The organism is Janthinobacterium sp. GW822-FHT07H10 (assembly GCF_058798675.1).
Genome location: NZ_JBXAKS010000010.1, coordinates 76,036 through 97,967, shown reverse-complemented (window position 1 = coordinate 97,967; position 21,932 = coordinate 76,036). Strand labels below are relative to the sequence as shown.

General features: G+C 64.8%; 25 protein-coding genes. 11 read left to right on the top strand and 14 right to left on the bottom strand.

The window, feature by feature from the left end; all coding sequences use genetic code 11:
- Positions 1-153 precede the first annotated feature (153 nt).
- The 4 genes from AC1RDJ_RS21275 to AC1RDJ_RS21260 all read right to left on the bottom strand — a co-directional run bounded on the left by AC1RDJ_RS21275 (position 154) and on the right by AC1RDJ_RS21260 (position 3,478).
- The gene (locus tag AC1RDJ_RS21275) at positions 154-945 is read right to left on the bottom strand and encodes an ABC transporter ATP-binding protein (protein WP_071324603.1); all 792 of its coding nucleotides are present in this window, start codon (positions 943-945) and stop codon (positions 154-156) included.
- Between the two features lie 11 nt (positions 946-956).
- Positions 957-1,778, bottom strand: coding sequence for an ABC transporter permease (locus AC1RDJ_RS21270; RefSeq protein WP_071324602.1), 822 nt, complete (start codon positions 1,776-1,778; stop codon positions 957-959).
- A 15-nt stretch (positions 1,779-1,793) separates the two neighbouring features.
- Positions 1,794-2,795: an ABC transporter substrate-binding protein gene (locus tag AC1RDJ_RS21265; RefSeq protein WP_071324601.1), complete on the bottom strand. Its 1,002-nt coding sequence runs from the start codon at positions 2,793-2,795 to the stop codon at positions 1,794-1,796.
- Between the two features lie 449 nt (positions 2,796-3,244).
- Positions 3,245-3,478, bottom strand: coding sequence for a hypothetical protein (locus AC1RDJ_RS21260; RefSeq protein ID WP_071324600.1), 234 nt, complete (start codon positions 3,476-3,478; stop codon positions 3,245-3,247).
- On the opposite strand from AC1RDJ_RS21260, the gene AC1RDJ_RS21255 reads away from it, so the two are divergent.
- From AC1RDJ_RS21255 to AC1RDJ_RS21245, 3 genes are all read left to right on the top strand, one after another.
- Complete coding sequence (locus AC1RDJ_RS21255) at positions 3,477-3,671, top strand: hypothetical protein (RefSeq protein ID WP_156894901.1); 195 nt, start codon at positions 3,477-3,479, stop codon at positions 3,669-3,671. The genes AC1RDJ_RS21260 and AC1RDJ_RS21255 overlap by 2 nt on opposite strands.
- A 296-nt stretch (positions 3,672-3,967) precedes the next feature.
- Positions 3,968-4,468, top strand: a complete 501-nt coding sequence (locus AC1RDJ_RS21250; protein WP_010396453.1) for a winged helix-turn-helix domain-containing protein — start codon at positions 3,968-3,970, stop codon at positions 4,466-4,468.
- Between the two features lie 346 nt (positions 4,469-4,814).
- Positions 4,815-5,687 (top strand): M90 family metallopeptidase, encoded by an 873-nt coding sequence (locus AC1RDJ_RS21245; protein ID WP_071324599.1) that lies wholly within the window; start codon positions 4,815-4,817, stop codon positions 5,685-5,687.
- Positions 5,688-5,702: 15 nt separating this feature from the next.
- Here AC1RDJ_RS21245 and AC1RDJ_RS21240 read toward each other — a convergent pair whose 3' ends face one another.
- Both AC1RDJ_RS21240 and AC1RDJ_RS21235 read right to left on the bottom strand, forming a co-directional pair.
- Positions 5,703-6,404, bottom strand: a complete 702-nt coding sequence (locus tag AC1RDJ_RS21240) for a LytR/AlgR family response regulator transcription factor (protein WP_493028605.1) — start codon at positions 6,402-6,404, stop codon at positions 5,703-5,705.
- Positions 6,401-8,053, bottom strand: a complete 1,653-nt coding sequence (locus tag AC1RDJ_RS21235; protein WP_493028604.1) for a histidine kinase — start codon at positions 8,051-8,053, stop codon at positions 6,401-6,403. The genes AC1RDJ_RS21240 and AC1RDJ_RS21235 overlap by 4 nt, the downstream gene beginning before the upstream one ends.
- Before the next feature lie 185 nt (positions 8,054-8,238).
- On the opposite strand from AC1RDJ_RS21235, the gene AC1RDJ_RS21230 reads away from it, so the two are divergent.
- The 7 genes from AC1RDJ_RS21230 to AC1RDJ_RS21200 all read left to right on the top strand — a co-directional run bounded on the left by AC1RDJ_RS21230 (position 8,239) and on the right by AC1RDJ_RS21200 (position 14,711).
- The gene (locus AC1RDJ_RS21230) at positions 8,239-10,338 is read left to right on the top strand and encodes a serine hydrolase domain-containing protein (protein WP_493028603.1); all 2,100 of its coding nucleotides are present in this window, start codon (positions 8,239-8,241) and stop codon (positions 10,336-10,338) included.
- A 110-nt stretch (positions 10,339-10,448) separates the two neighbouring features.
- A complete protein-coding gene (locus AC1RDJ_RS21225) occupies positions 10,449-11,279 on the top strand; it encodes an ABC transporter substrate-binding protein (RefSeq protein WP_071324595.1) in 831 nt (276 codons plus the stop codon).
- Between the two features lie 114 nt (positions 11,280-11,393).
- Positions 11,394-12,077 carry an amino acid ABC transporter permease gene (locus AC1RDJ_RS21220; RefSeq protein ID WP_493028602.1) on the top strand — a complete coding sequence of 228 codons (684 nt, stop codon included), beginning with the start codon at positions 11,394-11,396 and terminating at the stop codon, positions 12,075-12,077.
- Complete coding sequence (locus AC1RDJ_RS21215) at positions 12,077-12,769, top strand: amino acid ABC transporter permease (RefSeq protein ID WP_493028601.1); 693 nt, start codon at positions 12,077-12,079, stop codon at positions 12,767-12,769. Before AC1RDJ_RS21220 ends, AC1RDJ_RS21215 begins: the two co-directional genes overlap by 1 nt.
- The gene (locus AC1RDJ_RS21210) at positions 12,766-13,509 is read left to right on the top strand and encodes an amino acid ABC transporter ATP-binding protein (RefSeq protein WP_071324592.1); all 744 of its coding nucleotides are present in this window, start codon (positions 12,766-12,768) and stop codon (positions 13,507-13,509) included. Before AC1RDJ_RS21215 ends, AC1RDJ_RS21210 begins: the two co-directional genes overlap by 4 nt.
- Before the next feature lie 102 nt (positions 13,510-13,611).
- A complete protein-coding gene (locus AC1RDJ_RS21205) occupies positions 13,612-14,166 on the top strand; it encodes a glycine zipper domain-containing protein (RefSeq protein ID WP_071324591.1) in 555 nt (184 codons plus the stop codon).
- A gap of 185 nt (positions 14,167-14,351) precedes the next feature.
- Positions 14,352-14,711: a hypothetical protein gene (locus tag AC1RDJ_RS21200; RefSeq protein ID WP_071324590.1), complete on the top strand. Its 360-nt coding sequence runs from the start codon at positions 14,352-14,354 to the stop codon at positions 14,709-14,711.
- A 21-nt stretch (positions 14,712-14,732) separates the two neighbouring features.
- Here the strand turns inward: AC1RDJ_RS21200 and AC1RDJ_RS21195 are convergent, their stop codons facing one another.
- Positions 14,733-15,599 (bottom strand): universal stress protein, encoded by an 867-nt coding sequence (locus AC1RDJ_RS21195; RefSeq protein ID WP_493028600.1) that lies wholly within the window; start codon positions 15,597-15,599, stop codon positions 14,733-14,735.
- Between the two features lie 85 nt (positions 15,600-15,684).
- A complete protein-coding gene (locus tag AC1RDJ_RS21190) occupies positions 15,685-16,005 on the bottom strand; it encodes a hypothetical protein (protein WP_071324588.1) in 321 nt (106 codons plus the stop codon).
- Between the two features lie 232 nt (positions 16,006-16,237).
- Here AC1RDJ_RS21190 and phbB point away from each other — a divergent pair, with 232 nt between their 5' ends.
- Positions 16,238-16,984, top strand: a complete 747-nt coding sequence (gene phbB, locus AC1RDJ_RS21185) for an acetoacetyl-CoA reductase (protein ID WP_289889199.1) — start codon at positions 16,238-16,240, stop codon at positions 16,982-16,984.
- A gap of 273 nt (positions 16,985-17,257) precedes the next feature.
- On the opposite strand, the gene AC1RDJ_RS21180 is transcribed toward phbB, so the two are convergent.
- From AC1RDJ_RS21180 to AC1RDJ_RS21155, 6 genes are all read right to left on the bottom strand, one after another.
- Entirely contained in the window at positions 17,258-17,629 is a 372-nt protein-coding gene (locus AC1RDJ_RS21180) for a TraR/DksA family transcriptional regulator (RefSeq protein ID WP_071324586.1), read from the bottom strand.
- Positions 17,630-17,739: 110 nt separating this feature from the next.
- Complete coding sequence (locus AC1RDJ_RS21175) at positions 17,740-18,159, bottom strand: VOC family protein (RefSeq protein ID WP_071324585.1); 420 nt, start codon at positions 18,157-18,159, stop codon at positions 17,740-17,742.
- Between the two features lie 80 nt (positions 18,160-18,239).
- A complete protein-coding gene (locus tag AC1RDJ_RS21170) occupies positions 18,240-18,701 on the bottom strand; it encodes a hypothetical protein (RefSeq protein WP_083411935.1) in 462 nt (153 codons plus the stop codon).
- The gene (locus tag AC1RDJ_RS21165; protein ID WP_083411934.1) at positions 18,686-19,489 is read right to left on the bottom strand and encodes a hypothetical protein; all 804 of its coding nucleotides are present in this window, start codon (positions 19,487-19,489) and stop codon (positions 18,686-18,688) included. The genes AC1RDJ_RS21170 and AC1RDJ_RS21165 overlap by 16 nt, the downstream gene beginning before the upstream one ends.
- Positions 19,490-19,577: 88 nt before the next feature.
- Positions 19,578-20,360 carry a 2-oxo-tetronate isomerase gene (gene otnI, locus AC1RDJ_RS21160; RefSeq protein WP_493028599.1) on the bottom strand — a complete coding sequence of 261 codons (783 nt, stop codon included), beginning with the start codon at positions 20,358-20,360 and terminating at the stop codon, positions 19,578-19,580.
- A 162-nt stretch (positions 20,361-20,522) separates the two neighbouring features.
- Positions 20,523-21,893, bottom strand: coding sequence for a DEAD/DEAH box helicase (locus AC1RDJ_RS21155; RefSeq protein ID WP_493028598.1), 1,371 nt, complete (start codon positions 21,891-21,893; stop codon positions 20,523-20,525).
- Between the last annotated feature and the right edge of the window lie 39 nt (positions 21,894-21,932).

Genomic DNA, 21,932 nt, shown 5'->3' with positions numbered 1-21,932 from the left:
CATGACTGACATGCAAGCTTGCGGCGTCCGACCAGACCGTAGCGGGCAGAAGGGCGAGGCGGCCGAAAAGCGCAACCGTACCAATCAAGTACGGTGAGCATCGCAGGCCGCCTGGACCGGTGCGCAGCAGGTTTGATCAGACGCAAGCAGCCACTAATCGGCGGTGCTGGCCATGGTTTCCGCATTGTGATGGCGCTGCTGCTCTTCCATCACCATCTCGCCCAGCATGCGCTTCAGGCGGTTGAACTCCGGGTCGCTCGGATCGCGCGGACGCGGCAGTTCGATGGCCACGTCGCGCTTGATGGTGCCGGGACGGTAGGTCATGACGATGGTGCGGTCGGCCAGGTAGATCGATTCCTCGATCGAGTGCGTGACAAACACGATGGTGGTGCCGAAGACTTTCCAGATTTTCAGCAATTCATCTTGCAGGTTGCGCCGCGTCAAGGCGTCCAGCGCGCCAAACGGTTCATCCATCAGCATGATGGGCGAATCGAGGGCCAGCACGCGGGCAATCGCCACGCGCTGGCGCATGCCGCCCGACAAGTCTTTCGGATAGCGGGCACGGAATTCCGTCAAGCCCAGCATGCTCAGCAGCATGTCGACCCGCTCCTTGATCTCGGCTGGCGTCTTGCCGGCGATTTCCAGACCGAAGGCGATATTGCTCTCGATGGTCATCCAGGGGAACAGCGCGTATTCCTGGAATACCATGCCGCGGTCGGGGCCGGGCTCGGTGATCAGCTTGCCGCCGGCCAGGATCTGGCCCGAGGTCGGCTGCGAAAAGCCGGCGATGGCGTTGAGCAGGGTCGACTTGCCGCAGCCGGACGGTCCCAGCAGGCAGATGAACTCGCCGCTGGCGATTTCCAGATTGATGTCTTTCAGCGCGATGACGTCGCTGCCGCCCGTGGTGAAGATCTTGTTGACTGCATTGATATTGATCGTGGTCATGGCCGTTCCTCTCAGTGTTCCAGGCCGCGGTGCCACTGCAGCAAATGATTATTCAGGGCATTCATGGCAATATCGATGGCCAGGCCGAACAGGCCGATGGTAAACATGCCGGCGATAATCTTGTCAGACCAGAAATATTCGCGCGCTTCGAGGATGCGGAAACCGAGGCCGCTGTTGACGGCGATCATTTCTGCCACGATCACGACGATGAAGGCCGTGCCCATGCCGATGCGCGCGCCGGCCAGGATGTAGGGCGTGGCGGCCGGCAGGATGACGCGGCGGAACATGGTCATCTGGCTGGCGCCCAGGTTGCGCGCGGCGCGGATGTAGATGCCGTCGACCTGACGCACGCCGGCGATGGTATTCATCAGCACGGGGAAGAAGGAACCAATGCTGATCAGGAAGAACGCTGGCGGATTGCCCAGGCCGAACCACAGGATGGCCAGCGGGATGTAGGCGATCGGCGGAATCGGGCGCAGCACCTGCACCAGCGGGTCGAACAGTTTATAGATGGTCTTGTTGGTGCCCATCAGCAAGCCCAGCGGCAAGGCCAGGCCGGCGCCGATGGCGAAGCCGCCCAGCACGCGCGACAGGCTGGCCCAGGCGTCGTGCGGCAGTTCGCCGGAGAACATCCACACCAGGTAATTGCCCGCTTCCGGCGTGTATGCTTCCATCGGGATCAGGTATTCATACCACTTCACGAGCACGGCCACGGGCGAGGGCAGGATTTGCGGATTGATCCAGCCGAACGTGGACAGCGCCTGCCACAGCAGCAGCACGGCCACGGGCACGATGGCGCCGTGCGCGAAGCGTTTCATCATTTGCATATTCATGGTGAGACTTTCCGATCAGCGTGGGGCGTAGGATTTCTTGGCTTTTTCCAGCAGGTCCAGCTTGACCCAATCCTTGGCGGCAGGCGGTTTGGCCATGCGGCCCACGCCGAATTTCACCATGTAATCGGTGGTCAGCTGCACGTGGCTCTGCGTGATGTCTTCCGTGAAGATGGCGTTGTCGATGGCGTCGCGGTAATCCTCGGTCGTGATCTGGTTCTTGAACATCGATTCGCGCACGTATTTTTCCGCCAGTTTCGGGTCGGCCAGGAAGGCACGGGTGGCGGCGACGAAACAATCCATGAAGCGTTGCGCCACGGCCGGTTTTTCCTTGTACATTTTTTCCGTCATCACGAGGGCGCGCACGGGCTCGCCCAGCGGGGTGTCATACGGCTTCATGATGGCCGAACCGTATTTCTTGTGGATGGCCTGCGTCGAGTACGGCTCGGACTGGCTCATGGCGTCGATATCCTTGGTCAGCAGGGCCTGGTTCAGGTCGGGATAGCCCATGTACAGGATCTGCACGTCCTTGCCCGGCTTGTCGGACCAGGTCAGCTTGGCTTTCGACAATTCGGCAAACAGCAGGATTTCCTGCGGGCCGCCGCGCGTGACGCCGACTTTCTTGCCTTTCAAGTCGGCGATGCCCTTGATGTTCAGGTCGGGACGGCCGACGATCTGCACGCCGCCCTTGGCGAAACCGCCGACCAGGTAGACGGGCAAGCCCGTGGCGCGGCCCGTGATGGCCGCTTCCAGCGCGCTGGCCGAGACGTCGACTTCGCCGGCGATCATGGCGGGAACGATATCGAGACCCTTGGCGAAGATGCGCTCTTCGATTTTCAGGTCGTATTTCGGCGCGATTTCCTTCATATAGGCGACGGCGCCGTAATGGGCGAATTTCAGGTTGCCCAGGCGTACGACGTCGGCCGCGTGGACGGCCAGCGGGAATTGCGCGGCCAGCGCGACGGCGACGGCCAGGGCCTTGGTGTTCAGGAAGGATGAGATGCGGAAGGTGCTTGCCATGCTGTTGTCTCCAAAAAAGGTAGATGGTTTTTATATTCGATGAGGCTGCCGCTCTGGCGGCGGTTATGAAAATATAGAAGCATCTTCCGTGCCAGTGGAGCGCATTTTGGCGTTTATTGCAAGTGATTGTTTATAAAGGCTTAATTTGGATCTATTGAAATGAGGAAATATCCAGATTCCGCTTTTCCGCACGGTGGCGGGAAATGGCGTGCGGATTTCCGCATGGCTGGCGGGGCGGGACGGGGCGCCTGGGCGAGGACGGGGGACGGCAAGCAGGGGATAAGCGCGGGCAAATGCGGGTGAACCTAAATGGCGCGGCCGACTCCAATCGTAAAAAAACGCGTTGCAGAACCAGCTGGCAACGCGTAACTCCCCCGTGGAGTAGGGGGGGGCGCGGCACGGGCAGCCTGTCGGCGGCTAGCCGTGCCGGCGCCCTGGCGCCAGCGCCCTTATTTCGGCGCCGTGGCTGGCGGCAACGCCGGTGCGGTGGCGGGGTCGGTCAGGGGCGCGGGCGGCGTGACGTTGCCGGGCCCCGCTTCCGGCGTGGCAGGAAGCGGGGCCGGCAGCACTTGTGGCGCGGAACTGGGCATGGGTGCCGTTTCAGGCAGCGGCGCCTCGGCGGGTTTCTTGCACGCGGACAGGGAGAGCAGGGCGGCGGCGGCCAGCAGAGCAGCTATTTTCATGATGGTTTCCTTTGCAAGTATCAAGAGTATCGCGATGCAGGCGGCAAGCCAGATGGCGACGCCATGCGTGAGCCTTGAATTTATTGCAAGAGTGCCGACGCTTCTGTTCGCCACTTCACCTTCAGCGCACCTTTGCGCCGAATTCAGGTGCGGCGGGCGAGAGCGCGGGATTGAAGATGCGCAAGAGAAATAATTCACTGAGGAAATATTTTTCACTTTCTTGCTTCTAATGTTCGTTAACGCACAGACCGAGGGAGATCAGGCTGGCATTCTGTGGTCAGACGCCCAGGATTTGTGGCTTTCTGGCATAAAAATTGCCAAGAATTTAACAATCCGGGCTACCGGCAATCGTTTAAAAGGAGTATTCAAATGCATGCAATGACTCAGTCTCACGTGAAGAGCGAATTAAAGGCAGCGCACCAGGAACTTCGTAGCCCCGAAAAAGGCTCGCAAATGGTCGAACGTGCGGCCCCTATCCCCCCGGAGCGCATGAATCCCATTTCCATGGCACCGATCGAGCGCGTGCGTTCGACGTCGGCCACCCTGCGCCGTATTGAAAACATGCAAAAGCTGATCGGCGAACTGTCACTGCACGAGATGCTGGCTGATGAAATCGCCTGGTTCCTCAAGTTTTCGCCATCGGGCGCCCGCAAATACATCCGCGACCTGCGCGAAGCGGGCGTGATCGAGCTGGCACGCTACATCGAAGGCACGGCCACCTATCTGGGCAAGGCAGTGTACCAGTTGACGCCGGACCCTGAGCGCGTGCGCGCCTTCCTGGCCGCCATCGTCCAGCCAAAACGCGAAGGCGCGCCACCGCGCAAGGACCGTCCCGGCCTGCGCGAGCAAAGCATGGCAGGCAGCGGCCGTCACTTCCACATCCTGGCCGATGACACGCATTACGCGATCCGCGTCAACCGTGGTCCCGTGACGCGCGATCCGCTGGTGGCGGCCCTGTTTGGTGCGCCGCAGCAGAAAGCTGCAGAATAAGGCCTGACCAAACCTACTGCGCGGCGCGCTTTGCGGCCTGCGATGCTCACCGTACTACGTACTAGAGTACGGTTGCGCTTCTTAGCCACAAATCATCGCCGCTCGCTACGGTTTTGTCAGGCGTTGGAACGTTGTAATGAAAGAATGAAAGCCGGGTTGCAACCCGGCTTTTGGCGTTGGAGCCGGCCCGTTGATCTTGGTGGATTGAAAAGATGTTAATCAACCCCATGTGGGCTGGACTGCCCGCCCGTCCCGATGCGGGGTTCATTCGAAGGAGCTTGTCCTTGTCTGCCTACGCCGCCTTGTTATTGATTTCCCCAGTGCACTGCCTGGAACGGGTGTCCGCATGAACCCGCTGCTGTGGATTGCCCTCGTCACGGCCGCCATCGTCTTTTCGCTGTGGTTTCCCCGCTGGCGCTTGAAGCGGGCGCTGGCGAAGCCCTTGCCGCCGGAAGGCCTGGCCGTGCTGGAACAAAATATTCCCGTGTATACGCGCATGCCGGCCCCGCTGCAGGAGCAGTTGCGCCGTCTCGTCGTGCAGTTCCTGTACCAGAAGAAATTCGTCGGTTGCGGCGGCCTGGATATCACGGACGAGATGCGCTACACCATCGCCGGCCAGGCCTGCTTGTTGCTGCTCAATCGCCAGACCCAGGTGTATCCCGAACTCGACACCATCCTCGTCTATCCGAACGAATTCATCGTCACGCGCAATGAGGTGGGGCCGGGTGGTGTCGTCACGCCATCGGCCAATGGTTTACTGGGCGAATCGTGGGGCGATGGCCGCGTGGTGCTGGCCTGGGACCATGTGCAGCGCGGCGCGGCGGACTGGACCGATGGCCATAATGTCGTGCTGCATGAGTTTGCGCATCAGCTCGACAGCGAATCGGGTGCCGCGAATGGCGCGCCCTACCTGCCGAATGTGTCGAGCTACCGCAGCTGGGCTACGGTGCTGTCGCGCGACTTCGACAACCTGCGCCACGACGCCATGTACCAGCAGCAAAGCGTGATGGACCATTACGGCGCCACGAATCCGGCCGAATTCTTTGCCGTGGCCACGGAAACCTTCTTTGAAAAGCCATACCAGATGGCCGAGCACCATGAAGAGCTGTACGCGCAATTCCTCCAGTACTACAAGGTCGACCCGCGCGACTGGATGGCGCCGCCGGTGGAACCCGAGCACATGGCTTCGCCATTTCCCAACTACGCGCCGCACTGGTAGGGGCGACGCGGAGCGTCAGCCCAGCAGCCGCTGCTTCAGCAGGGGATAGCTGCTGCGCGAGACGGGAATGCCCGTGCTCGTCTGCGTGTCGAGCGCATATTTGCCACCGGCTCCGATGTGCAGCCGTTTGAAGCCCAGGCTGTTGACGATGTAGGAGCGGTGCACGCGCAGGAAGTGGGGCGGCAGCAGGGCCATCAGCTTGTCGATCGCCAAATCGTGGAAGCACTGTTCGCCGCTGCGCAGCACGATGTTGCTGTAGTGGCCATCGGCCTGCACATGGTCGATCTCGGCCACGGCGATCCACTCCAGCGCCCCCCGTTTCTTCACCGCCAGCGAAGCGGGGCGCGGCGCCGCCGGATCGGCGCGGTCCGTGTAGCGCTGCAAGGCCTTGTGCAGGCGCTCGCGGCTGAAGGGCTTGGCAACAAAGTCGAGCACGCCGAAGTCGAACGCCGTGATCGAGCGTTCCGCGTGGGCCGAGACGACGATGGTCTGGAACGCGGCACTGCCGGCCTGGCGCAGCAAGTCATAGCCGTCGGCGCCGTGCAGGTGCAAGTCCAGCAGCAGCAAATCATAATCGCCGTGCCGCAAGGCGGTCAGCGCCTGTTCCACCGTGTCATGCAGCGCCAGCGCCGCCAGGCGGGCGCCGAAATGCGCGCGTACCTCGCGTGCCAGGCCTTGCGCGATCAGCGGTTCATCTTCCAGTATCAAGACCTTCATGGCGCCGCCGGCACGGTGAACGTGAGGCGCCAGCCCTGTTGATCTTGCTCGCGGGCATAGCGGGCGCTGTCGCCAAACACGGCATGCAGGCTGGTGCGGATGTACTGTTCGCCCATGCCGCCGCCCGCATGCTGGCGCGGTTCGCCCGCAGGCAGGGTCAGCGTGAGGATGTGCGCTTTCGCCCGGTTTTCCAGGTGCAGCTCGAAGATGGCGCCGTGGCGGTAGCGGTTGTGGCTGAACGCATTTTCCAGCGCCGTCAGCAAGGTGGCGGGCGGCACGGTGATCGAAGTCGGATCGCCTGCCAGCTGCAGGCTGCACGGCTGCTGCAGGCGGGTACTCATGATGTTCAGGTAATTGTGGCACAGGGCCAGTTCCTGCGTCAGGGCGATGCTGGGCTGTTGCGCGTACTCGTTGAGCATGCGCAACTCCGCGCCGAGCGCCTCGATGAACGCTTCCGCCGCCTGCGGCGATTGCGCGTTGAGTTCGCTGATCAGGCTCAGGGAATTCATCAGGAAGTGCGGCTGCATGCTCTTGCGCAAGAGCTGGTTTTCCAGCTGCTGCGCGCGCGCGGCAGCGTCGCGTTCGCGCAGCAGCTGCGCCAGCAATTGGGCGCACAGGGAGAGCAGCAGGAAGCAGACGACGAGGGCGAAGCCGCCTTCGGCGAATTGGCTGCCGGTCAGGGCGAACAGGCCGCACGAGGCCAGCGCGATGAGCGTGCCGCCGCGGCTGCCCGGCAGGCGGCGCCACAGGGCGGCCAAGTTACATCCCAGGCTGGCGACCAGGCCGACGAGGAACATCAGCCAGCAGCGGCTGTCGAAATGGGCGGGCAGCGCGCCGGCCAGCGCGACGCACGCCAGCAGCAGGGCGGCGGCCAGCGGCCAGTGCGGCAGGCGGTAGGCCGCATGAAAATACAGCGGCAGCAGGGTGGAAAACAGCCAGGTCAGCCCGGTGACGGCATACAGGCGCGGCAGGTGCAGGGGATAGGCGTAGCCGGCAAAGCTGCGCCAGATTTCCGCCACCAGCAGCAGCGCCGCCACCAGGCACAGCGCGGCAAACATGGCCCAGTGCCGGTGCCGCTGGTACAGCACGCTCAAGGCGAGGAAAAGCAGGGCGGCGGCGCCCAGCGCGCCGGCCAGCAGCAGCGGCGGCAGCCTGTACCATGTCTGGGCCGCGCGGTAATCCTGCCGGTCCACCAGGTACAGCCCGTAGAAGGGCGATGTCAGGCGCGCCGGCACGTGCTGCGTCGATAGCAGCAGGCGCAGATGGTGCTTGCCCACGGCCAGCTGCTGTGGTCTCAGGGGAATGGCGAAATCGATGTCGCCCGCGCTTTCCCCGGCGGCCTGCCGCGCGGGCTGGCCATTGCGGCCGATCCGGATATCATCTAGCCAGAGCTCGCTGGCGGCCAGCGCCGACAGCACCAGCAGCTGCGTCGATGGCGGCGTGGCGGCCAGAACCAGCTCGCGTTCCGCGCACAGCAGCAGCCCCGGCTTGACCAGCTGCTGCAGCGAGGCGGCGGGCGCCGCCGGACTGGTGCCGCAGGCGCGCCAGCCCCCGTCGAGCGATAGCAGCTCCGTGGCCAGGGCACAGGAGGGCAGGGCCAGACAGCAGGCGAGGCAGCAGCGCAGCAGGGCGTGTAGGAAAGGGAGCATGGCGGGCATTGTAGCTGCTTATTTGCAACTATTTCGCGACGTTTTTTGATAATCCGGTGCCGTTCATGCGGGCCACGTGCATTTCGTGCACGGCCCGGAAAAAGCTGGGTGAACGGTGCGTAAAAGGCACTTACCATGAAGCAGCGCCGCGCTATGGACGCGGCCCTCACCATGGAAGCATGACTATGCAAAACAAAAAATATAGCTGTGTCGCCGGCGCGCTGGCGCTGGTGTGCGGCGTGGCCCAGGCCGCCTCCGCCCCCACTCCCGCGCTGGCCACGCGCCTGGCCGCCTTCGATGGCTGGGTGGCCCAGCGCATGGACGTGGAGCGCATCCCCGGCGTGACCGTCGGTTTTACCCAGGGCCAGATGGAATGGGTGAAGGGCTATGGCTATGCCGACCTGGAAAACCGGGTGCCGGCGACGGCCCAGTCCAGCTATCGCCTGGCGTCCGTCACCAAGCCGATGACGGCGGTGGCCATCCTGCAGCTGGTGGAACAGGGCAAGGTCGACCTCGATGCGTCCGTGCAAACCTATGTGCCGTATTTCCCCGTGAAGCCATTTCCCGTGACGGTGCGCCAGTTGCTGGGCCACCTGGGCGGCATCGATGCCTACCGCGACAGCCGGGTAGAGCAGCATTTCAAGGAGCACAAGGATACGCGCCAGTCCATCGCCGTCTTCGAGCAGTTCGACCTGATCGCCGAACCGGGCACGCGCTTCCGCTACACCAGCTATGGCTACAACCTGCTGGGCGCCGTCATCGAGGGCGCCTCGGGCGAAAGCTATGGCGGCTACATGCGGCGCCACGTGTGGGGGCCGCTGGGCATGGACGCCACCGTGATGGACGACCCCGACGCCGTGATCGCGCACCGCGTGCGCGGCTACCGGCTGGCCGGCAAGGAGTGGAAAAATTCGGAATTCGTCGACATCAGCAGCCGCTTTTCGGCCGGCGGCACGCGCGCCAGCGTGCCCGATATGCTGGCCTTCGGCAAGGGCATCCATGAAGGCAAGATCCTGTCGGCGGCCAGCGTGGCCACCATGCTGCAGCCGATGGCCACGCGCGCGGGCCGCTTGACGCACTATGGCATGGGCTGGGAAATGCTCCCCACGGGCGGCCGTTACGCCATCGCGCACGGCGGCCAGCAGCCGGAAACCGTCACCTACCTGTTCAGCTTTCCTTCGCGCCAGCTGACCATCGCCGTCGCCGCCAATCTCGAGCGCATCAATCCGGAAGCGTTCGTGCAGCGCCTGTTCGAGGTGGTCACGGGCGAGCCGTGGCAGCTGAAGACGTATATCGCCGAGGCCGGCGCGCAGCGCGATTACCAGGTGGCGCAGGGCCTGTTCGAGGAGGGACGGGCGTATGCCGAGCGCACGCGCCAGCCTTACGCGGATGCGGCCGCCACGCGCGAGGCATTCATGCAAATCAACGCTCAGGCCCTGGCGCCGGACGCCCAGGCGGCGCGCGCCTTCATCGACGCGGCCCGCCATCCCGCGGGGGGACGCGTGTTCCTGGCGGCCGGCGCCGCCATGGCTGAAGCGTTGCGGCAGTCCGGTGTCGACCTGGACAAGTACGCCCACGGCGGCGCGCTGGCGTTTGTGCGCGACTACATCGTGCTGTCGCAGGGCGCGCCTGCCGCCGCCATGCCCCGCTTCGCGCCCGCCTTCGAGCAATCCATCGCCAGCCTGGCCGGCAGCTGGGACCGCACTGCCGCCATCGCCTGGCCGGCAGCGCCCGCTTCCATCGCCGAACTGGACGGCAAGCTGCAGACGGCCTTCCGCGGCCAGCGTGCCTATCCCGACTTCGTGCCCGAGCTGCTGGACCGGGCGCAAACATCGGCCGCGCGCGGCGAAGCGCAGGCGGCGCTGGCGGCCAGCCGCCTGGCCGTGGCCCTGTATCCGCTCAGCGACCGCGCGCACGCGCTGCTGGGCTTGACCTTGCTGCGTAGCGGCAACACGGAACCGGCCCTTGCCGCGCTGCGCGAGGCGCTGGCCCGCGACCCGCTGGGCGCGGCCGGCCCCGCGGCGCTGAACCTGGAAGCCTACCGCCTGAAGAGCGGCGGTGCCGTCGCGCAGGGCATGGCCGTGCTGCAGGCGGCGACGACCTTGCATCCGCGCGACGCGAATCTGCAGGACAGCCTGGGCGAGTTTTATGTCGAGCTAGGCCTGCGCGCGCAGGCCGTCGAGGCATACCGCCAGGCATTGCGGCTCGATCCCCGTTATCCGGGCGCCGTCGGCGCCACGGCCGCCATCGCCCGCCTGGAAGCGCCGCCCGCGGCCGCACCCTGATGGATGGCGCTTAGATGATTTGCTCATAAGCAAGGGTGAAAAGATTCCTTTTTGGAAATAAGGGCGCTGCGGTCTAATGGCGGCATTCATTACGCCACCAGAGGAATTCCATGCAGACCCGTCTTCACTTCGCCGCCCTGTTATTCACCAGCATCGCCTTTACGCAGGTGGCGCAAGCGGACCAGCTGGCCACCATCAAGGCGAAGGGCGAGCTGGTCTGCGGCACCCTGGGCACGGACGAGCCGAACAGCTTCATCGACGCCAAGTCGCGCCAGCTGGTCGGCTATGAAGTGGATCTGTGCCGCGCCATCGCCAAGAGCCTGGGCGTCAAGCCGGTGATCAAGCAACTGGCCGTGGCCGCCCGCATCCCCGAACTGCAGCAGGGCCGCATCGATATCCTGACGGCATCGTTGACGCACAACAAGGAGCGCGAGGCGCTGATCGATTTTTCGCTGTCGACGTTTTACACGGGCCAGCGCGTGCTGGTGAAAAAGAGCAGCAATATCACGACCATCGCGGGCCTGGCCGGCAAGAAAGTGCTGACCGTCAAGGGCGGCACGCAGGAACCGAATCTGCGCAAGGCCGTGCCCGGCGTGGACGTGGTGACGTTCGAGACGGCGGGCCAGGCTTACCTGGGTTTGCAGCAGGGCAAGGGCGTCGGCTATGTCGACGATGAAGTGTCCCTGCTCAACAATTACGCCAAGCTGGGCGCCGCGCAAAAGGATTACCTGGTGCTGCCGCAAAACATCAGCCAGGAAGTGTTTGCCTTCGGCATACGCAAGGGCGAGGCAGGCCTGAAGACGGCCGTCGACAAGGTGCTGCGCGGACTGGAAAAGTCGGGCGAGGCGGAGCAGCTGTTTTTCAAATGGTATGGGCCGACGAGCAATGTGAAGTTCCAGAAACGCAGCTTCAAGATTGACTCGGACAAGATCGACGCCTGAGCAAACTCGCCATGCGGCGCGCCGTGCCCCGTGCCGCGGCACGGTGGCGCTTCCCGGCCACCAATCACTGCCGCTCGCTACGGTTTTCTCAGGCATCAATGATATTTCACCATCATGCTCCAATTTGATCTGAATTTTTTGCTGTCCGGCGACTACCGCGACTGGCTGGTGTCCGGCTTGCTGCTGTCCTTGCAACTGATGGCCATTACCTTGCTGCTGGCCCTGCCGCTGGCCTGCGGCGTGGCCGTGCTGCGGCTGGCGCCGTCGCGGCTGCTGAACGCCGTGGGCGCCGCGTATGTCGAGCTGATGCGTAATGTGCCGCTGCTCGCGCACCTGCTGTTCTGGTATTTCGGCGCGCCCGAGCTGTTGCCCGATGCATGGAAGGAACGCTTGTATGCCGGCAATATCGAAGCCGTCAGCGCCATCACGGCGCTGACCCTGTACACGGCCGCCTACATGGCGGAAGACTTGCGCAGCGGCTTGCGCGCCATCCCCGTCCAGCAATTCGAGGCGGGCCGGGCGCTGGGTTTCAGTTTCCTTGCCGCCATGCGCCTGTGCATCCTGCCACAGGCGCTGCGCCTGGCCGCGCCGCCGCTGCTGTCGCAAACCCTGAACCTGTGGCAAAACACCAGCATCGCCACCGTCATCGGCGTGGCCGAACTGATGTACCAGACGCAGCGCGTGGAAGCGGCCTCGTTCCGCAGCGTGGAAGCGTTTGTCTTTGCCAGCGCGGCCTACCTGGCCGTCTCGCTGCTGCTCGCCGGCGTGGCGGCCCTGCTGCAGAAAAAGGTGGCCTGATGCTGGAATTGCTGCACGATTACTGGCTGTATTTTCTCGTCGGACGCTATCCGGAGGGGCCGCTGGGCGGCCTGGCGCTGACGGTGCTGCTGGCCAGCCTGGCGCTGGTGCTCAGCCTGCCCGTGGGCTTGCTGCTGGGCCTGGCCCGCATCAGCCCGTGGCGGGCGCTGCGCTGGCCCGTGGCCGCGCTGATCCATGTGGTGCGCGGCATTCCCTTGCTGCTCGTCATCTTCTGGGCGTACTTTTTCCTGCCCAGCATCACGGGGCATGAAAGCGGGCAATTCGGCACCATGCTGGCCGCCCTCGTCATCTTCGACGGCATCTACCTGGCCGAAATCGTGCGCGCCGGCGTGCAAGCCGTGCCCGCGGGCCAGGTGGAAGCGACGCGCTCGCTGGGCCTGGGTTACGTCGACAGCATGCGCACGGTGGTGCTGCCGCAGGCGCTGCGCCACATGCTGCCGTCGCTGGTGAACCAGTTCGTCTCGACCATCAAGGAAACCTCGCTCGGCTACATCATCGGCCTGGCCGAGGTGTCGTTCATCGCCTCGCAAGTCAATGGCCTGGTGCTGACGAAGCCCGTGCAAGTGTATTTCCTGCTGGGCATGACGTACTTTGTTTTGTGTTTCAGCCTGTCGCGTGCCGCCTTCTGGCTCGAGCGGCGCCAGGCCCGTGTCTTGAAAGCGGCTGCATGATTACCTTTGACAATGTCAACAAATACTATGGCAGTTATCACGCCCTGAACGGCATCAGCGAGCATGTGGCGAAGGGCGAGGTGCTGGTCGTGTGCGGCCCGTCCGGCTCGGGCAAGTCGACGCTGATCCGCACCATCAACCGGCTCGAAGCCATCGCCTCGGGGCGCATCACGCTGGCCGGCCAGGATATCCATGCGCCTGGCCTGGACGTGAATGCCTTGCGGGCGCAGATCGGCTTTGTCTTCCAGCAATTCAACCTGTTCCCCCATTTATCCGTGCTGGACAACTGCGCGCTGGCGCCGCAGCGCCTGCGTGGCCTGACGCGCAAGGAAGCGGAGGAGCGGGCGCTGGGCCTGCTCGACAGGGTGGGCCTGGCGCACAAGGCGCAGGCCATGCCGGCCGCCCTGTCCGGTGGCCAGCAGCAGCGGGTGGCGATCGCCCGCGCGCTGGCCATGCAGCCGCCGCTGATGCTGTTCGACGAACCGACCAGCGCGCTGGACCCGGAAATGGTGGGCGAAGTGCTGCAAGTGATGCGCGACCTGGCGCGCGATGGCATGACCATGGTCTGCGTCACGCACGAGATGGGCTTTGCGCGCGAGGTGGCGGACCGGGTCTGGTTCATGGATCACGGGCAAGTGCTGGAACGGGGCGCGCCCGGGGAGTTCTTTGCGCGTCCGCAGCATGCGCGTACGCGGCAATTCCTGTCCGATATCCGCACGCCGTTTGGCGTGCCGGGATGATTGAGCGGCTGTGTGCGTAAGCGAACGGTATTGCGCGGCCGGCAGGCGCACGCTAGGCAGGTGGCGCGTGGTGCGCCCGCAGCCGACCAGGAGGGCCGTATCATGTCACGCATCATCGCAGGTCATTTTCAGTTGCAGGAGCAGATCGACGCCGCGCGCGCCGCCCTGAACCAGGCGGGCTTTCCCGACAGCCGCATCAGCGCCTTCTTTGTCAACCAGCCGGGCCAGCATGATCTGCATGCGCTCGGCGGCGACCGCGACATCTCGCCGGGCGCCAGGGAGACGCCCGCAGGCGTGGTGGAAGGCGTGGCCGTGGGGGCCGCCGTGGGCGCCGGCATCGGCGCCGCCACCACGCTGGCGACGGGACCGCTGGGTCCGGTGGTGGGCGCGCTGGTGGGCGCCCACGTGGGTTCGCTGTACAGTTTTAACAAGATGAAAGAGGCGGGCGAGCCGGAAGGCAATGGCGAGAATGGCCGCCAGCCCCGACATCCGGGCATGCTGATCGCCGTGGCGCTGGGCGGCCTGGACGAACGCGAGCGGGCGCTCGAGGCGTTGCACCGGCTCGGCGCCGAGCATATCGAGGAGGCCGAAGGCACGATCGCGAATGGCGACTGGCACGACTTCGATCCGCTCAGCATTCCCGTGCTGGTGGCGTGAATCGGCGTGTCTGCCGCGGAAAATGCATAAATGCCGCGCTGCACGAATTTTAGGTATTATTCTTGTTAGTATTGGTAATCAATGCCGACAGGGATAGTTTCCGTGCGCCTGACGTGGCGTGGACCAGGGTGACTGCCCGTAATACTTGCCTCGCATGCTAACGAGTATGGATAGGAGGGCGCGTCATGACACAGGCATGGTTCATTCTGACACGGGCCGATGGGCGCGACATCTGCGCGCCCTCGCCGGCACAGCTGGCCGATGCGCTAGCCGAGGTCTACCGTGGCGGCGCAGCCACGCCGGACGGCAGCCCGGCCGCCGTCTTGTTGCGCTTTGGCTACGACGATGGCTTGATGTATCAAGTCGAGGTCGCTAGCGGAGGAGAAGTCACTTTCGAGGAATGGTCGGACCGCGATTGCGAGATCGCCCTGGCCAGTCCGCGCCACATGTCGGCCCTGCCGCAGGGCGACGCGCTGCAGCTGTGGCAGTGGCTGGCGCAGCGCCAGGTGGCGAAGATCCGCAGCCTGCCCTGGCAAGGTGGCTAGCCGCCTGCCTCGCAACGGACCCTAGTGCGCCATCATCACGGGGATGGTCATGCTGTGCAATATCGTGCGCGTGACGCCGCCCAGGATGGTTTCGCGCAGGCGCGAATGCCCGTACGCCCCCATCACCAGCAAATCGGCCGACAGGTCGGCCGCCTGCGACAGCAGGGCTTCGCCGATATCGCCGCGCCGCACGCCGCCCCCATCGAGCAGGTGCACGCGCGCTTCCACGCCGTGGCGCGCCAGGTATTGCGTCAGTTCCGCACCCGGCCGTTCGCCGTGCTCGGCCGCATGCACCTGGGCGTCGAAGATGGCCACGTGGACCTGGCCGGCGCGCTGCAGCAGGGGCAGGGCGGCGCTCACGGCACGGCTCGCTTCTTTGCTGGCATTCCAGGAAATGAGCACATTGCGCGCGGCCGCCGGCGGCGCCAGCAGGGGCAGTGGCGGCGCGTACGGCACGATCAGCACGGGCCGCCCCGAGTGCAGCAGCACGTAGGCGGGAAAGTCGCGCATCACGGATGGCGATTTATCCTTGGCATTGTATTGGCTGATCACCACCAGGTCCGCATAGCGGGCCAGCAGGCTGATGCCGCCTGCCGCCTCGTCGTCAACCACGCGCTGTTCGAACGAGGCGACGCCGGCCGTGCGCACCTGTTGCTCGAAACCATCGAGGGCGCGCGTGGCCCGTTCGCGCAGGAAATTCAAGTGCAGCGCCAGGTTCGGGTCGGCGTCGAGGTCGGGCTGGTTCTGGTACAGCAGGCGCGACACGCCCGTCAGGGCCACGCCCGTCAGGTGGCCGCCGCAAGCCTGGGCAATGCTGGCGGCCGCTTCGATGCGGGCGCCGCGCCCGGCACTGTCGTCGATGTGCAGCAGCACGGTTTTGTAGGTCATGACGTAGCCTCTCGCTGTGGAGTGACACCCATTCTGGCACAGTCCGGGGCACCGGCCGCGCACGACTGCGGCCGGCCGGTGGCGCTCAGCTCATGGCGATGATGATGATGTCGGCGTCGCAGTTGCGGTAATGAATCACGATGACGATGATGCGCCGCAGTTGCGCCGCTTTTTGCGCCACCTCGAGCATGGCGCGGCTGGCGCGGTTCTTCATGGTCACCTGCACTTGCGAGGCATCGCTGACGGGGATGCCCATGGCCTTCAGCGCCGCCTTGGGGTTGGCCATCAGGGCCAGCGCATGCTGCGGATCGAGTTCTGCCTGATGCACCGATTCCACGTCGCTCATGCCGGGATTGATGTCGTTGAACAAGTCCCTCAATGCTTCAGTGTCGTCCTGGATTTCCATCGCGTTCTCCCTGTGATTCCTGCCGTCAAGCAAGGTCTGCAAGACCCGCCTGTCGAGGTGCCATCACCTCACGGTGTAGTATGATTTTGGCAATTTCCTGCGTATGGAGACAGCGCAGACGAACGCTGCAATATGCAGGCTGAGCCTTTGATCTGGCGCAATGCCGCTTTCAAAAGGGCCACCTACACTTGACCCCACGCAGAACAACCATAACAAGCGGGGAGAGACAGCAATGAAGGAACAAAAGGTAGCGCTGGTCACGGGGGGCATGGGTGGCCTGGGCACGGCCCTGTGCCGGCGCCTGCATGATGCGGGTTTTGCCGTCGTGGCCGCGCATACGCCGGACAACCCGCGCGTGAAGGACTGGCTGGCGGGGCAGCATGCGCAGCACTATCATTTCCAGGCGCTGCCCGTCGACGTCACCGATTTCGCCGCCTGCAGCGACGCCGTCGGCCAGGTCGTGACGCAGTTCGGCCGCGTGGATGTGCTGGTCAACAATGCGGGCATCACGCGCGACCAGAGCATGCGCAAGATGGAATTGCCGCACTGGGCCGACGTCATGCGCACCAATCTCGACAGCCTGTTCAACATGAGCAAGCAGGTGCTCGAGCCGATGCTGGCCAACCGCTGGGGCCGCATCATCAACATTTCATCCGTCAATGGCCAGAAGGGGGCGTTTGGCCAGTGCAATTATGCGGCCGCCAAGGCGGGCGTGCATGGTTTCAGCAAGGCGCTGGCGCTGGAAGTGGCGCGTCACGGCATCACCGTCAATACGGTCTCGCCCGGCTATCTGCGCACGCAGATGGTGACGGCCGTGCCCGCCGACATCATGGAAACGAAGATCCTGCCGCAGATCCCGCTGGGCCGCCTGGGCGAGCCGGACGAGGTGGCCGCGCTGGTGGCCTACCTGGCGTCGGACGAGGCGGCGTTCGTGACGGGCGCGAATATCGCCATCAATGGCGGCCAGCACATGAGCTGATCGGCAACATGCTTGCAGCAGGGTAATGGCAGTGGAGGAGACGCGGCCGCCCAGGCCGGCGCGCAGACGCTGGCGGGTGGCCGATGGCAGCAAGAGCCTGTTCCCGTAGAGGAGTACATCGGCCGCTGATGTCAGCAGGAAAGTCGGCAGGAAACGCTCTCCACAGGAAGAGGTTCTGGGCAGGAAAACAACGGGGCAGGGCAGCGATACCTTGCCCTGTTGCGTTGTTGCAAGGTGACGCCAGGAGACATGAAGGGGCGCTGCGGGCGCGGTTCAGCGCTGCGCTTTTTCCAGCCGCGTCTGGCAATCGATGCACAGGCGGGCTTCCGGGCGGGCGTTCAGGCGCGACAGGCCGATGGCTTCGCCGCAGTTGTCGCACAGGCCATAGCTGCCGTCGGCAAACTTGGCCAGCGCGTGCTTGATGATGGCCAGCTGCGCCAGATTGTGTTCGGCCGCCTCGCTGACGAGGGCGTTCAGGGTGCGCACGCTGGCATTGTCGGCAGGCGACGCTTCGATTTCATTGAGCAGCGAGGCGCGCGCGTCCGCTTCCGCCGTTTCGTTCTCGATTTGTTCCAGCAGCGCCAGCTTGCGCTGCTCCAGCGCGCCGCGCAGGCGCTGTAGCTGGTCTTGCGGTAATCCATTCATGACCGTCACCCGGTAGGAGTCTCTCCTGTTATGGTAGTCCAAGATTGGCCGGTCTGCTTGCGCCAGCACCCGCGCCGCGTTTGAGGCGGCGCAGGTGGCGGCGGCGCATTCTATGCTGGTTTTTTTTCGCAGTTGATCATCCAGGCGACGCCGAACTGGTCTTTCAGCATGCCGAAGCGCTGTGCCCAGAAGGTTTCCTCCAGCGCCATCTGGATGGTGCCGTCACGCGCCAGCGCGGAGAAGACGCGTTCCGCTTCCGCCGGCGTGTCCACGCTCAGGCAGATCGAGCAGCCGTGCATGCCCTTGGCGCCATCCTCGGTACAGCCGCCATCCGAGCCCATCAGCATGGTGGAACCCAGCTGCACGGAGCCGTGCATGATCTTGTCGTACCAGTCTTCCTTGACCTGGTCCTGGGCCGGCGAGCCGCGATACGGCATCAGGCACAGGTTGTCGCCGCCCAGGTGCTGGCGGTAGTAGTCCAGCGCTTGCGCGCAATTGCCATTGAATTGCAAATACGGTTCGATACGCATGTTGGTCTCCTCTGGTCGCCCCGTTGACAGGATTGCCATGCGGGGACGTCACAGTATAGGCGCTGTCCGGCCGATTTCAATCAGTCCGGCGCCATCTCTTGCAGCCGCTCACGCACCTTGACCAAGGCGCCGAGGATGCGCTCGGGATTGCCGGCCAGGACGGCGCTGCCCATGTGCAACAAACTCGTGGCCAGGCTGATCCAGTGCCGCACGTCGTCGTTGCGGGCAATGCTCAGGCGTACCGTATCGAGCAGGCCGCTGAGCTGGCGCTGCGCCGTGTCCAGGCCCGCGACGGTGTGTCCGGCGGCATCGGCATACAGCTCGTTGGCTTGCTGGCGCAAGGCCACTTCCAGCGCGAAGACGGCTTGCGCCTGGCTGTGGCTGATGGCCTTGTCTCCCTGGCTGGCGCGCTTGCGGATGGCGCGCATGACGGCGCCATGCAGGGTGACGGCCGCCTGCGACAGGCTGTCGGCCAGCTGCTCGACGCGCATGGCGCTGCTGAGTGCCGCCTCGCGGCGTTCGCTGCCTACCGATCCATCCATGTCGTCTCCGTGGCTGTCGTGGCCATCATGGCAAGGCGCGCATGTTCGCGCGCCAGTGCCGCCAGCTGGCGGCGCGCCACGGTATGGCGCAGGCCGGCCTGCCGGTATTCTTCGCTCTTGCTTTGTTGCATGCTTTTCGCCAGCACGGCGAGCAGGCGCTGCTGCGGCGTGTCCGCATACGCGATTTCCACGTCCAGCAAGCCGAGCACCACGTCGCGCTCGTTGTCGCCGCTCTTGTCGTACAGCACCAGCAGGCTATCGAGCGCCGCCAGCAGCGCTTGCAGCGGCGCGTCGCCGTCGTGCAGCACCTGCGCCAGGCGCGCCTGCTGGCTGGCCGTGCCGCCCAGGCGGGACAATTGCTGCAGCAACAAGGTGTAGGCGCTGACGTGGCGGTCGTCGATGCCGCTGCCGGGCCAGGCGCGGATGGCGGCGCCGGCGCCAGCCAGTTCGGGCTGCACGTCGTAGGCATCGGCATGGGCCAGGCGGCCCAGCGCCTGCAGGTACAGCCGCACGGCCTGCGCCAGGCGCGCCACATCGGCTTGCGCGGCGCGGCGCTGGGCGTCGAGCAGGCGCTCGCGCGCATCCTCGGCGGGCGACAGGTAGGGACGGGCGCGCTGGTAGCTGTCCACGTGGCGCTGCGACAGTTCATTGAAGGTCGTCAGGGCGGCGTCGCCGGCGGCCAGGGCGCGCACCTGCGCCAGTGGCGTGTGCGTGGCGCAGCCGGACAGCAACATCAGCAGCAGTGGCAGGATGGCGATGGCGCCAAGGCGGACGGGCAGGGCGGACACGGCACCTCTCGACAGGGAATACTGTATGGAAAGGTATTGTGGTTCGGGCCGGCCCCGCGCGCCTTGTGCGGGCGCAAGCTCGCGGCGATCAGCCGGCCGTCAACTGCTCGCGCCAGCCCAGGCCGGCCACGGTATCGCCGCCGGGACGGTATTCGCAGCCGACCCAGCCCGCGTAGCCGACCTGGTCCAGCAGCCGGAACAGGTGGCGGTAGTTGATCTCGCCCGTGCCAGGCTCGTGGCGGCCCGGCGTGTCGGCGATCTGGATGTGGCGGATCAGGGGCAGCAGGGCGCGGATGGTGTTGCTCAGTTCGCCTTCCATGCGCTGCATGTGATAAATGTCATATTGCAGGAAGATGTTGCCGCGCTGGCAGTCGGCGATGATGTCGGCCGCCTGCTGGCTATGGTTGAGGAAGTAGCCGGGCATGTCGTAGCGGTTGATCGGCTCGATCAGAATATTGATGCCATGCGGGCGGCAGGCGTCGGCCGCATATTGCAGGTTGCCGATCAGGCTTTGCCGCGCCCGTTCCAGGCTCATGCCGGCCGGCACGATGCCGGACATGCAGTGCAACTGCTTCGCCCCCAGCGCCAGCGCATACTCGAGCGCCAGCTGCACGCCGGCGCGGAATTCCTCGCCCCGGCGCGGATCGCAGGCGACGCCCCGTTCGCCCCGCTCCCAGTCGCCGGGCGGCAGGTTGAACAGGGCCAGCTGCAGGCGGTGCTGCTCCAGCCGCGCCGCGATCTGGCGCGCCTCGACGGCATACGGAAACAGGAATTCCACGGCATCGAAGCCCGCCTTGCGCGCGGCGGCAAAGCGCTCGAGGAAGGGCAGTTCGGTAAACAGCAGGCTGAGGTTGGCGGCGAAGTTCGGCATGGTCTGGGCGCGAAGAGGACGATGAACACTATCCTAGCCCAAATCGCCAAATGGTGGCGTGCATGAAAAAACCGTTCCAGAAGCAAGTCCTGGAACGGTTTTTGTCGTCTTTTTGAGAAAGACAGACGCCGCCTGAAAGCGTAGCGGCTTGCAGGCCGCGTTTTAACGGCCGCGGCCGCCGGAGCGGTGATTGGCCGCCGAGCGTGGCGCATTGCCGCTGCGGTTGCCGCCGCCACCGCCACCCGATGGGCCGGCGCTGCGTGGCTTGGCGCCGCCGCCACCGGTTTTCACGCGCACGACGGCGCCAGCTGGGGCGCGGCTGTTGTTGCGGTGACCGCCGGTACCGCTGCGCAATTGCACAGGCTGGGCACGTGCCGTCGGGTCCGGTTCAAAACCGACGATGACTTCGCGCGGCAGGGTTTGCTTGATCAGCTTTTCGATGTCTTTCAACATTTCGTGCTCATCCACGCAGACCAGCGACACGGCTTCGCCCTTGGCGCCGGCACGGCCCGTGCGGCCGATGCGGTGCACATAGTCTTCCGGAATGTTCGGCAAGTCGTAGTTGACGACGTGCGGCAACTGGTCGATGTCGATGCCGCGCGCGGCGATGTCGGTGGCGACCAGCACTTGCAAGGTGCCATCCTTGAACTCGGACAGCGCGCGCGTGCGGGCCGACTGGCTCTTGTTGCCGTGGATGGCCAGGGCGCCGATGCCGTCCGCGCCCAGCTGCTCGACCAGCTTGTTCGCACCGTGCTTGGTGCGCGTAAAGACCAGCACTTGCGTCCAGTTGTTCGACTTGATCAGGTAGGACAGCATCGGGTGTTTCTTGTCGCGGTCGACCGGATGGATCTTTTGCTTGATCACTTCCACGGTCGAATTGCGGCGCGCCACTTCGATCATGGCTGGCTTGTTCAGCAAGCCGTCGGCCAGGGCCTTGATCTCTTCCGAGAAGGTGGCCGAGAACAGCAGGTTCTGGCGTTTCGGCGGCAGCACGGCCAGCACTTTCTTGATGTCGCGGATGAAGCCCATGTCGAGCATGCGGTCGGCTTCGTCGAGGATCAGGATTTCCACTTTCGACAGGTCGACGGTGCCCTGGCCCATGTGGTCGAGCAGGCGGCCCGGCGTGGCGACGAGGATGTCGACGCCATGCTTGAGCTGCTTGATTTGCGGGTTGATGCCGACGCCGCCGAAGATCACGGCCGAGTTCAGCTTGGTGTACTTGCTGTAGGCGCGCACGCTTTCCTCGACCTGCGCGGCGAGTTCGCGCGTCGGGGCCAGGATCAGCGCGCGGATCGGGCGCGTCGAGGTGTTGCTGGTGATGGCAGCGCCATTGGCGTCGGTCGACAGGCGGTGCAGCACGGGCAGGGTAAAGCCGGCCGTCTTGCCGGTACCGGTCTGTGCGCCGGCCAGCAAGTCGCCGCCAGCGAGCACGGCGGGAATCGCCTGCGACTGGATCGGGGTCGGCACGGTGTAGCCGTGTTCGGTAACGGCACGTACGATAGCGTCGGACAATCCGAGGGAGGAAAAGGACATGGTAACTTTATTGTGAGATCGGCCTGTCGCCATCGTGGG

Excerpts from the sequence above, each read along its gene's own strand:
- AC1RDJ_RS21275 (WP_071324603.1), bottom strand. The coding sequence starts at position 945 with ATGACCACGATCAATATCAATGCAGTCAACAAGATCTTCACCACGGGC.
- AC1RDJ_RS21270 (WP_071324602.1), bottom strand. The coding sequence starts at position 1,778 with ATGAATATGCAAATGATGAAACGCTTCGCGCACGGCGCCATCGTGCCC.
- AC1RDJ_RS21265 (WP_071324601.1), bottom strand. The coding sequence starts at position 2,795 with ATGGCAAGCACCTTCCGCATCTCATCCTTCCTGAACACCAAGGCCCTG.
- AC1RDJ_RS21255 (WP_156894901.1), top strand. The coding sequence starts at position 3,477 with ATGATGGTTTCCTTTGCAAGTATCAAGAGTATCGCGATGCAGGCGGCA.
- AC1RDJ_RS21260 (WP_071324600.1), bottom strand. The coding sequence starts at position 3,478 with ATGAAAATAGCTGCTCTGCTGGCCGCCGCCGCCCTGCTCTCCCTGTCC.
- AC1RDJ_RS21250 (WP_010396453.1), top strand. The coding sequence starts at position 3,968 with ATGAATCCCATTTCCATGGCACCGATCGAGCGCGTGCGTTCGACGTCG.
- AC1RDJ_RS21245 (WP_071324599.1), top strand. The coding sequence starts at position 4,815 with ATGAACCCGCTGCTGTGGATTGCCCTCGTCACGGCCGCCATCGTCTTT.
- AC1RDJ_RS21240 (WP_493028605.1), bottom strand. The coding sequence starts at position 6,404 with ATGAAGGTCTTGATACTGGAAGATGAACCGCTGATCGCGCAAGGCCTG.
- AC1RDJ_RS21235 (WP_493028604.1), bottom strand. The coding sequence starts at position 8,053 with ATGCTCCCTTTCCTACACGCCCTGCTGCGCTGCTGCCTCGCCTGCTGT.
- AC1RDJ_RS21230 (WP_493028603.1), top strand. The coding sequence starts at position 8,239 with ATGCAAAACAAAAAATATAGCTGTGTCGCCGGCGCGCTGGCGCTGGTG.
- AC1RDJ_RS21225 (WP_071324595.1), top strand. The coding sequence starts at position 10,449 with ATGCAGACCCGTCTTCACTTCGCCGCCCTGTTATTCACCAGCATCGCC.
- AC1RDJ_RS21220 (WP_493028602.1), top strand. The coding sequence starts at position 11,394 with ATGCTCCAATTTGATCTGAATTTTTTGCTGTCCGGCGACTACCGCGAC.
- AC1RDJ_RS21215 (WP_493028601.1), top strand. The coding sequence starts at position 12,077 with ATGCTGGAATTGCTGCACGATTACTGGCTGTATTTTCTCGTCGGACGC.
- AC1RDJ_RS21210 (WP_071324592.1), top strand. The coding sequence starts at position 12,766 with ATGATTACCTTTGACAATGTCAACAAATACTATGGCAGTTATCACGCC.
- AC1RDJ_RS21205 (WP_071324591.1), top strand. The coding sequence starts at position 13,612 with ATGTCACGCATCATCGCAGGTCATTTTCAGTTGCAGGAGCAGATCGAC.
- AC1RDJ_RS21200 (WP_071324590.1), top strand. The coding sequence starts at position 14,352 with ATGACACAGGCATGGTTCATTCTGACACGGGCCGATGGGCGCGACATC.
- AC1RDJ_RS21195 (WP_493028600.1), bottom strand. The coding sequence starts at position 15,599 with ATGACCTACAAAACCGTGCTGCTGCACATCGACGACAGTGCCGGGCGC.
- AC1RDJ_RS21190 (WP_071324588.1), bottom strand. The coding sequence starts at position 16,005 with ATGGAAATCCAGGACGACACTGAAGCATTGAGGGACTTGTTCAACGAC.
- phbB (WP_289889199.1), top strand. The coding sequence starts at position 16,238 with ATGAAGGAACAAAAGGTAGCGCTGGTCACGGGGGGCATGGGTGGCCTG.
- AC1RDJ_RS21180 (WP_071324586.1), bottom strand. The coding sequence starts at position 17,629 with ATGAATGGATTACCGCAAGACCAGCTACAGCGCCTGCGCGGCGCGCTG.
- AC1RDJ_RS21175 (WP_071324585.1), bottom strand. The coding sequence starts at position 18,159 with ATGCGTATCGAACCGTATTTGCAATTCAATGGCAATTGCGCGCAAGCG.
- AC1RDJ_RS21170 (WP_083411935.1), bottom strand. The coding sequence starts at position 18,701 with ATGGATGGATCGGTAGGCAGCGAACGCCGCGAGGCGGCACTCAGCAGC.
- otnI (WP_493028599.1), bottom strand. The coding sequence starts at position 20,360 with ATGCCGAACTTCGCCGCCAACCTCAGCCTGCTGTTTACCGAACTGCCC.
- AC1RDJ_RS21155 (WP_493028598.1), bottom strand. The coding sequence starts at position 21,893 with ATGTCCTTTTCCTCCCTCGGATTGTCCGACGCTATCGTACGTGCCGTT.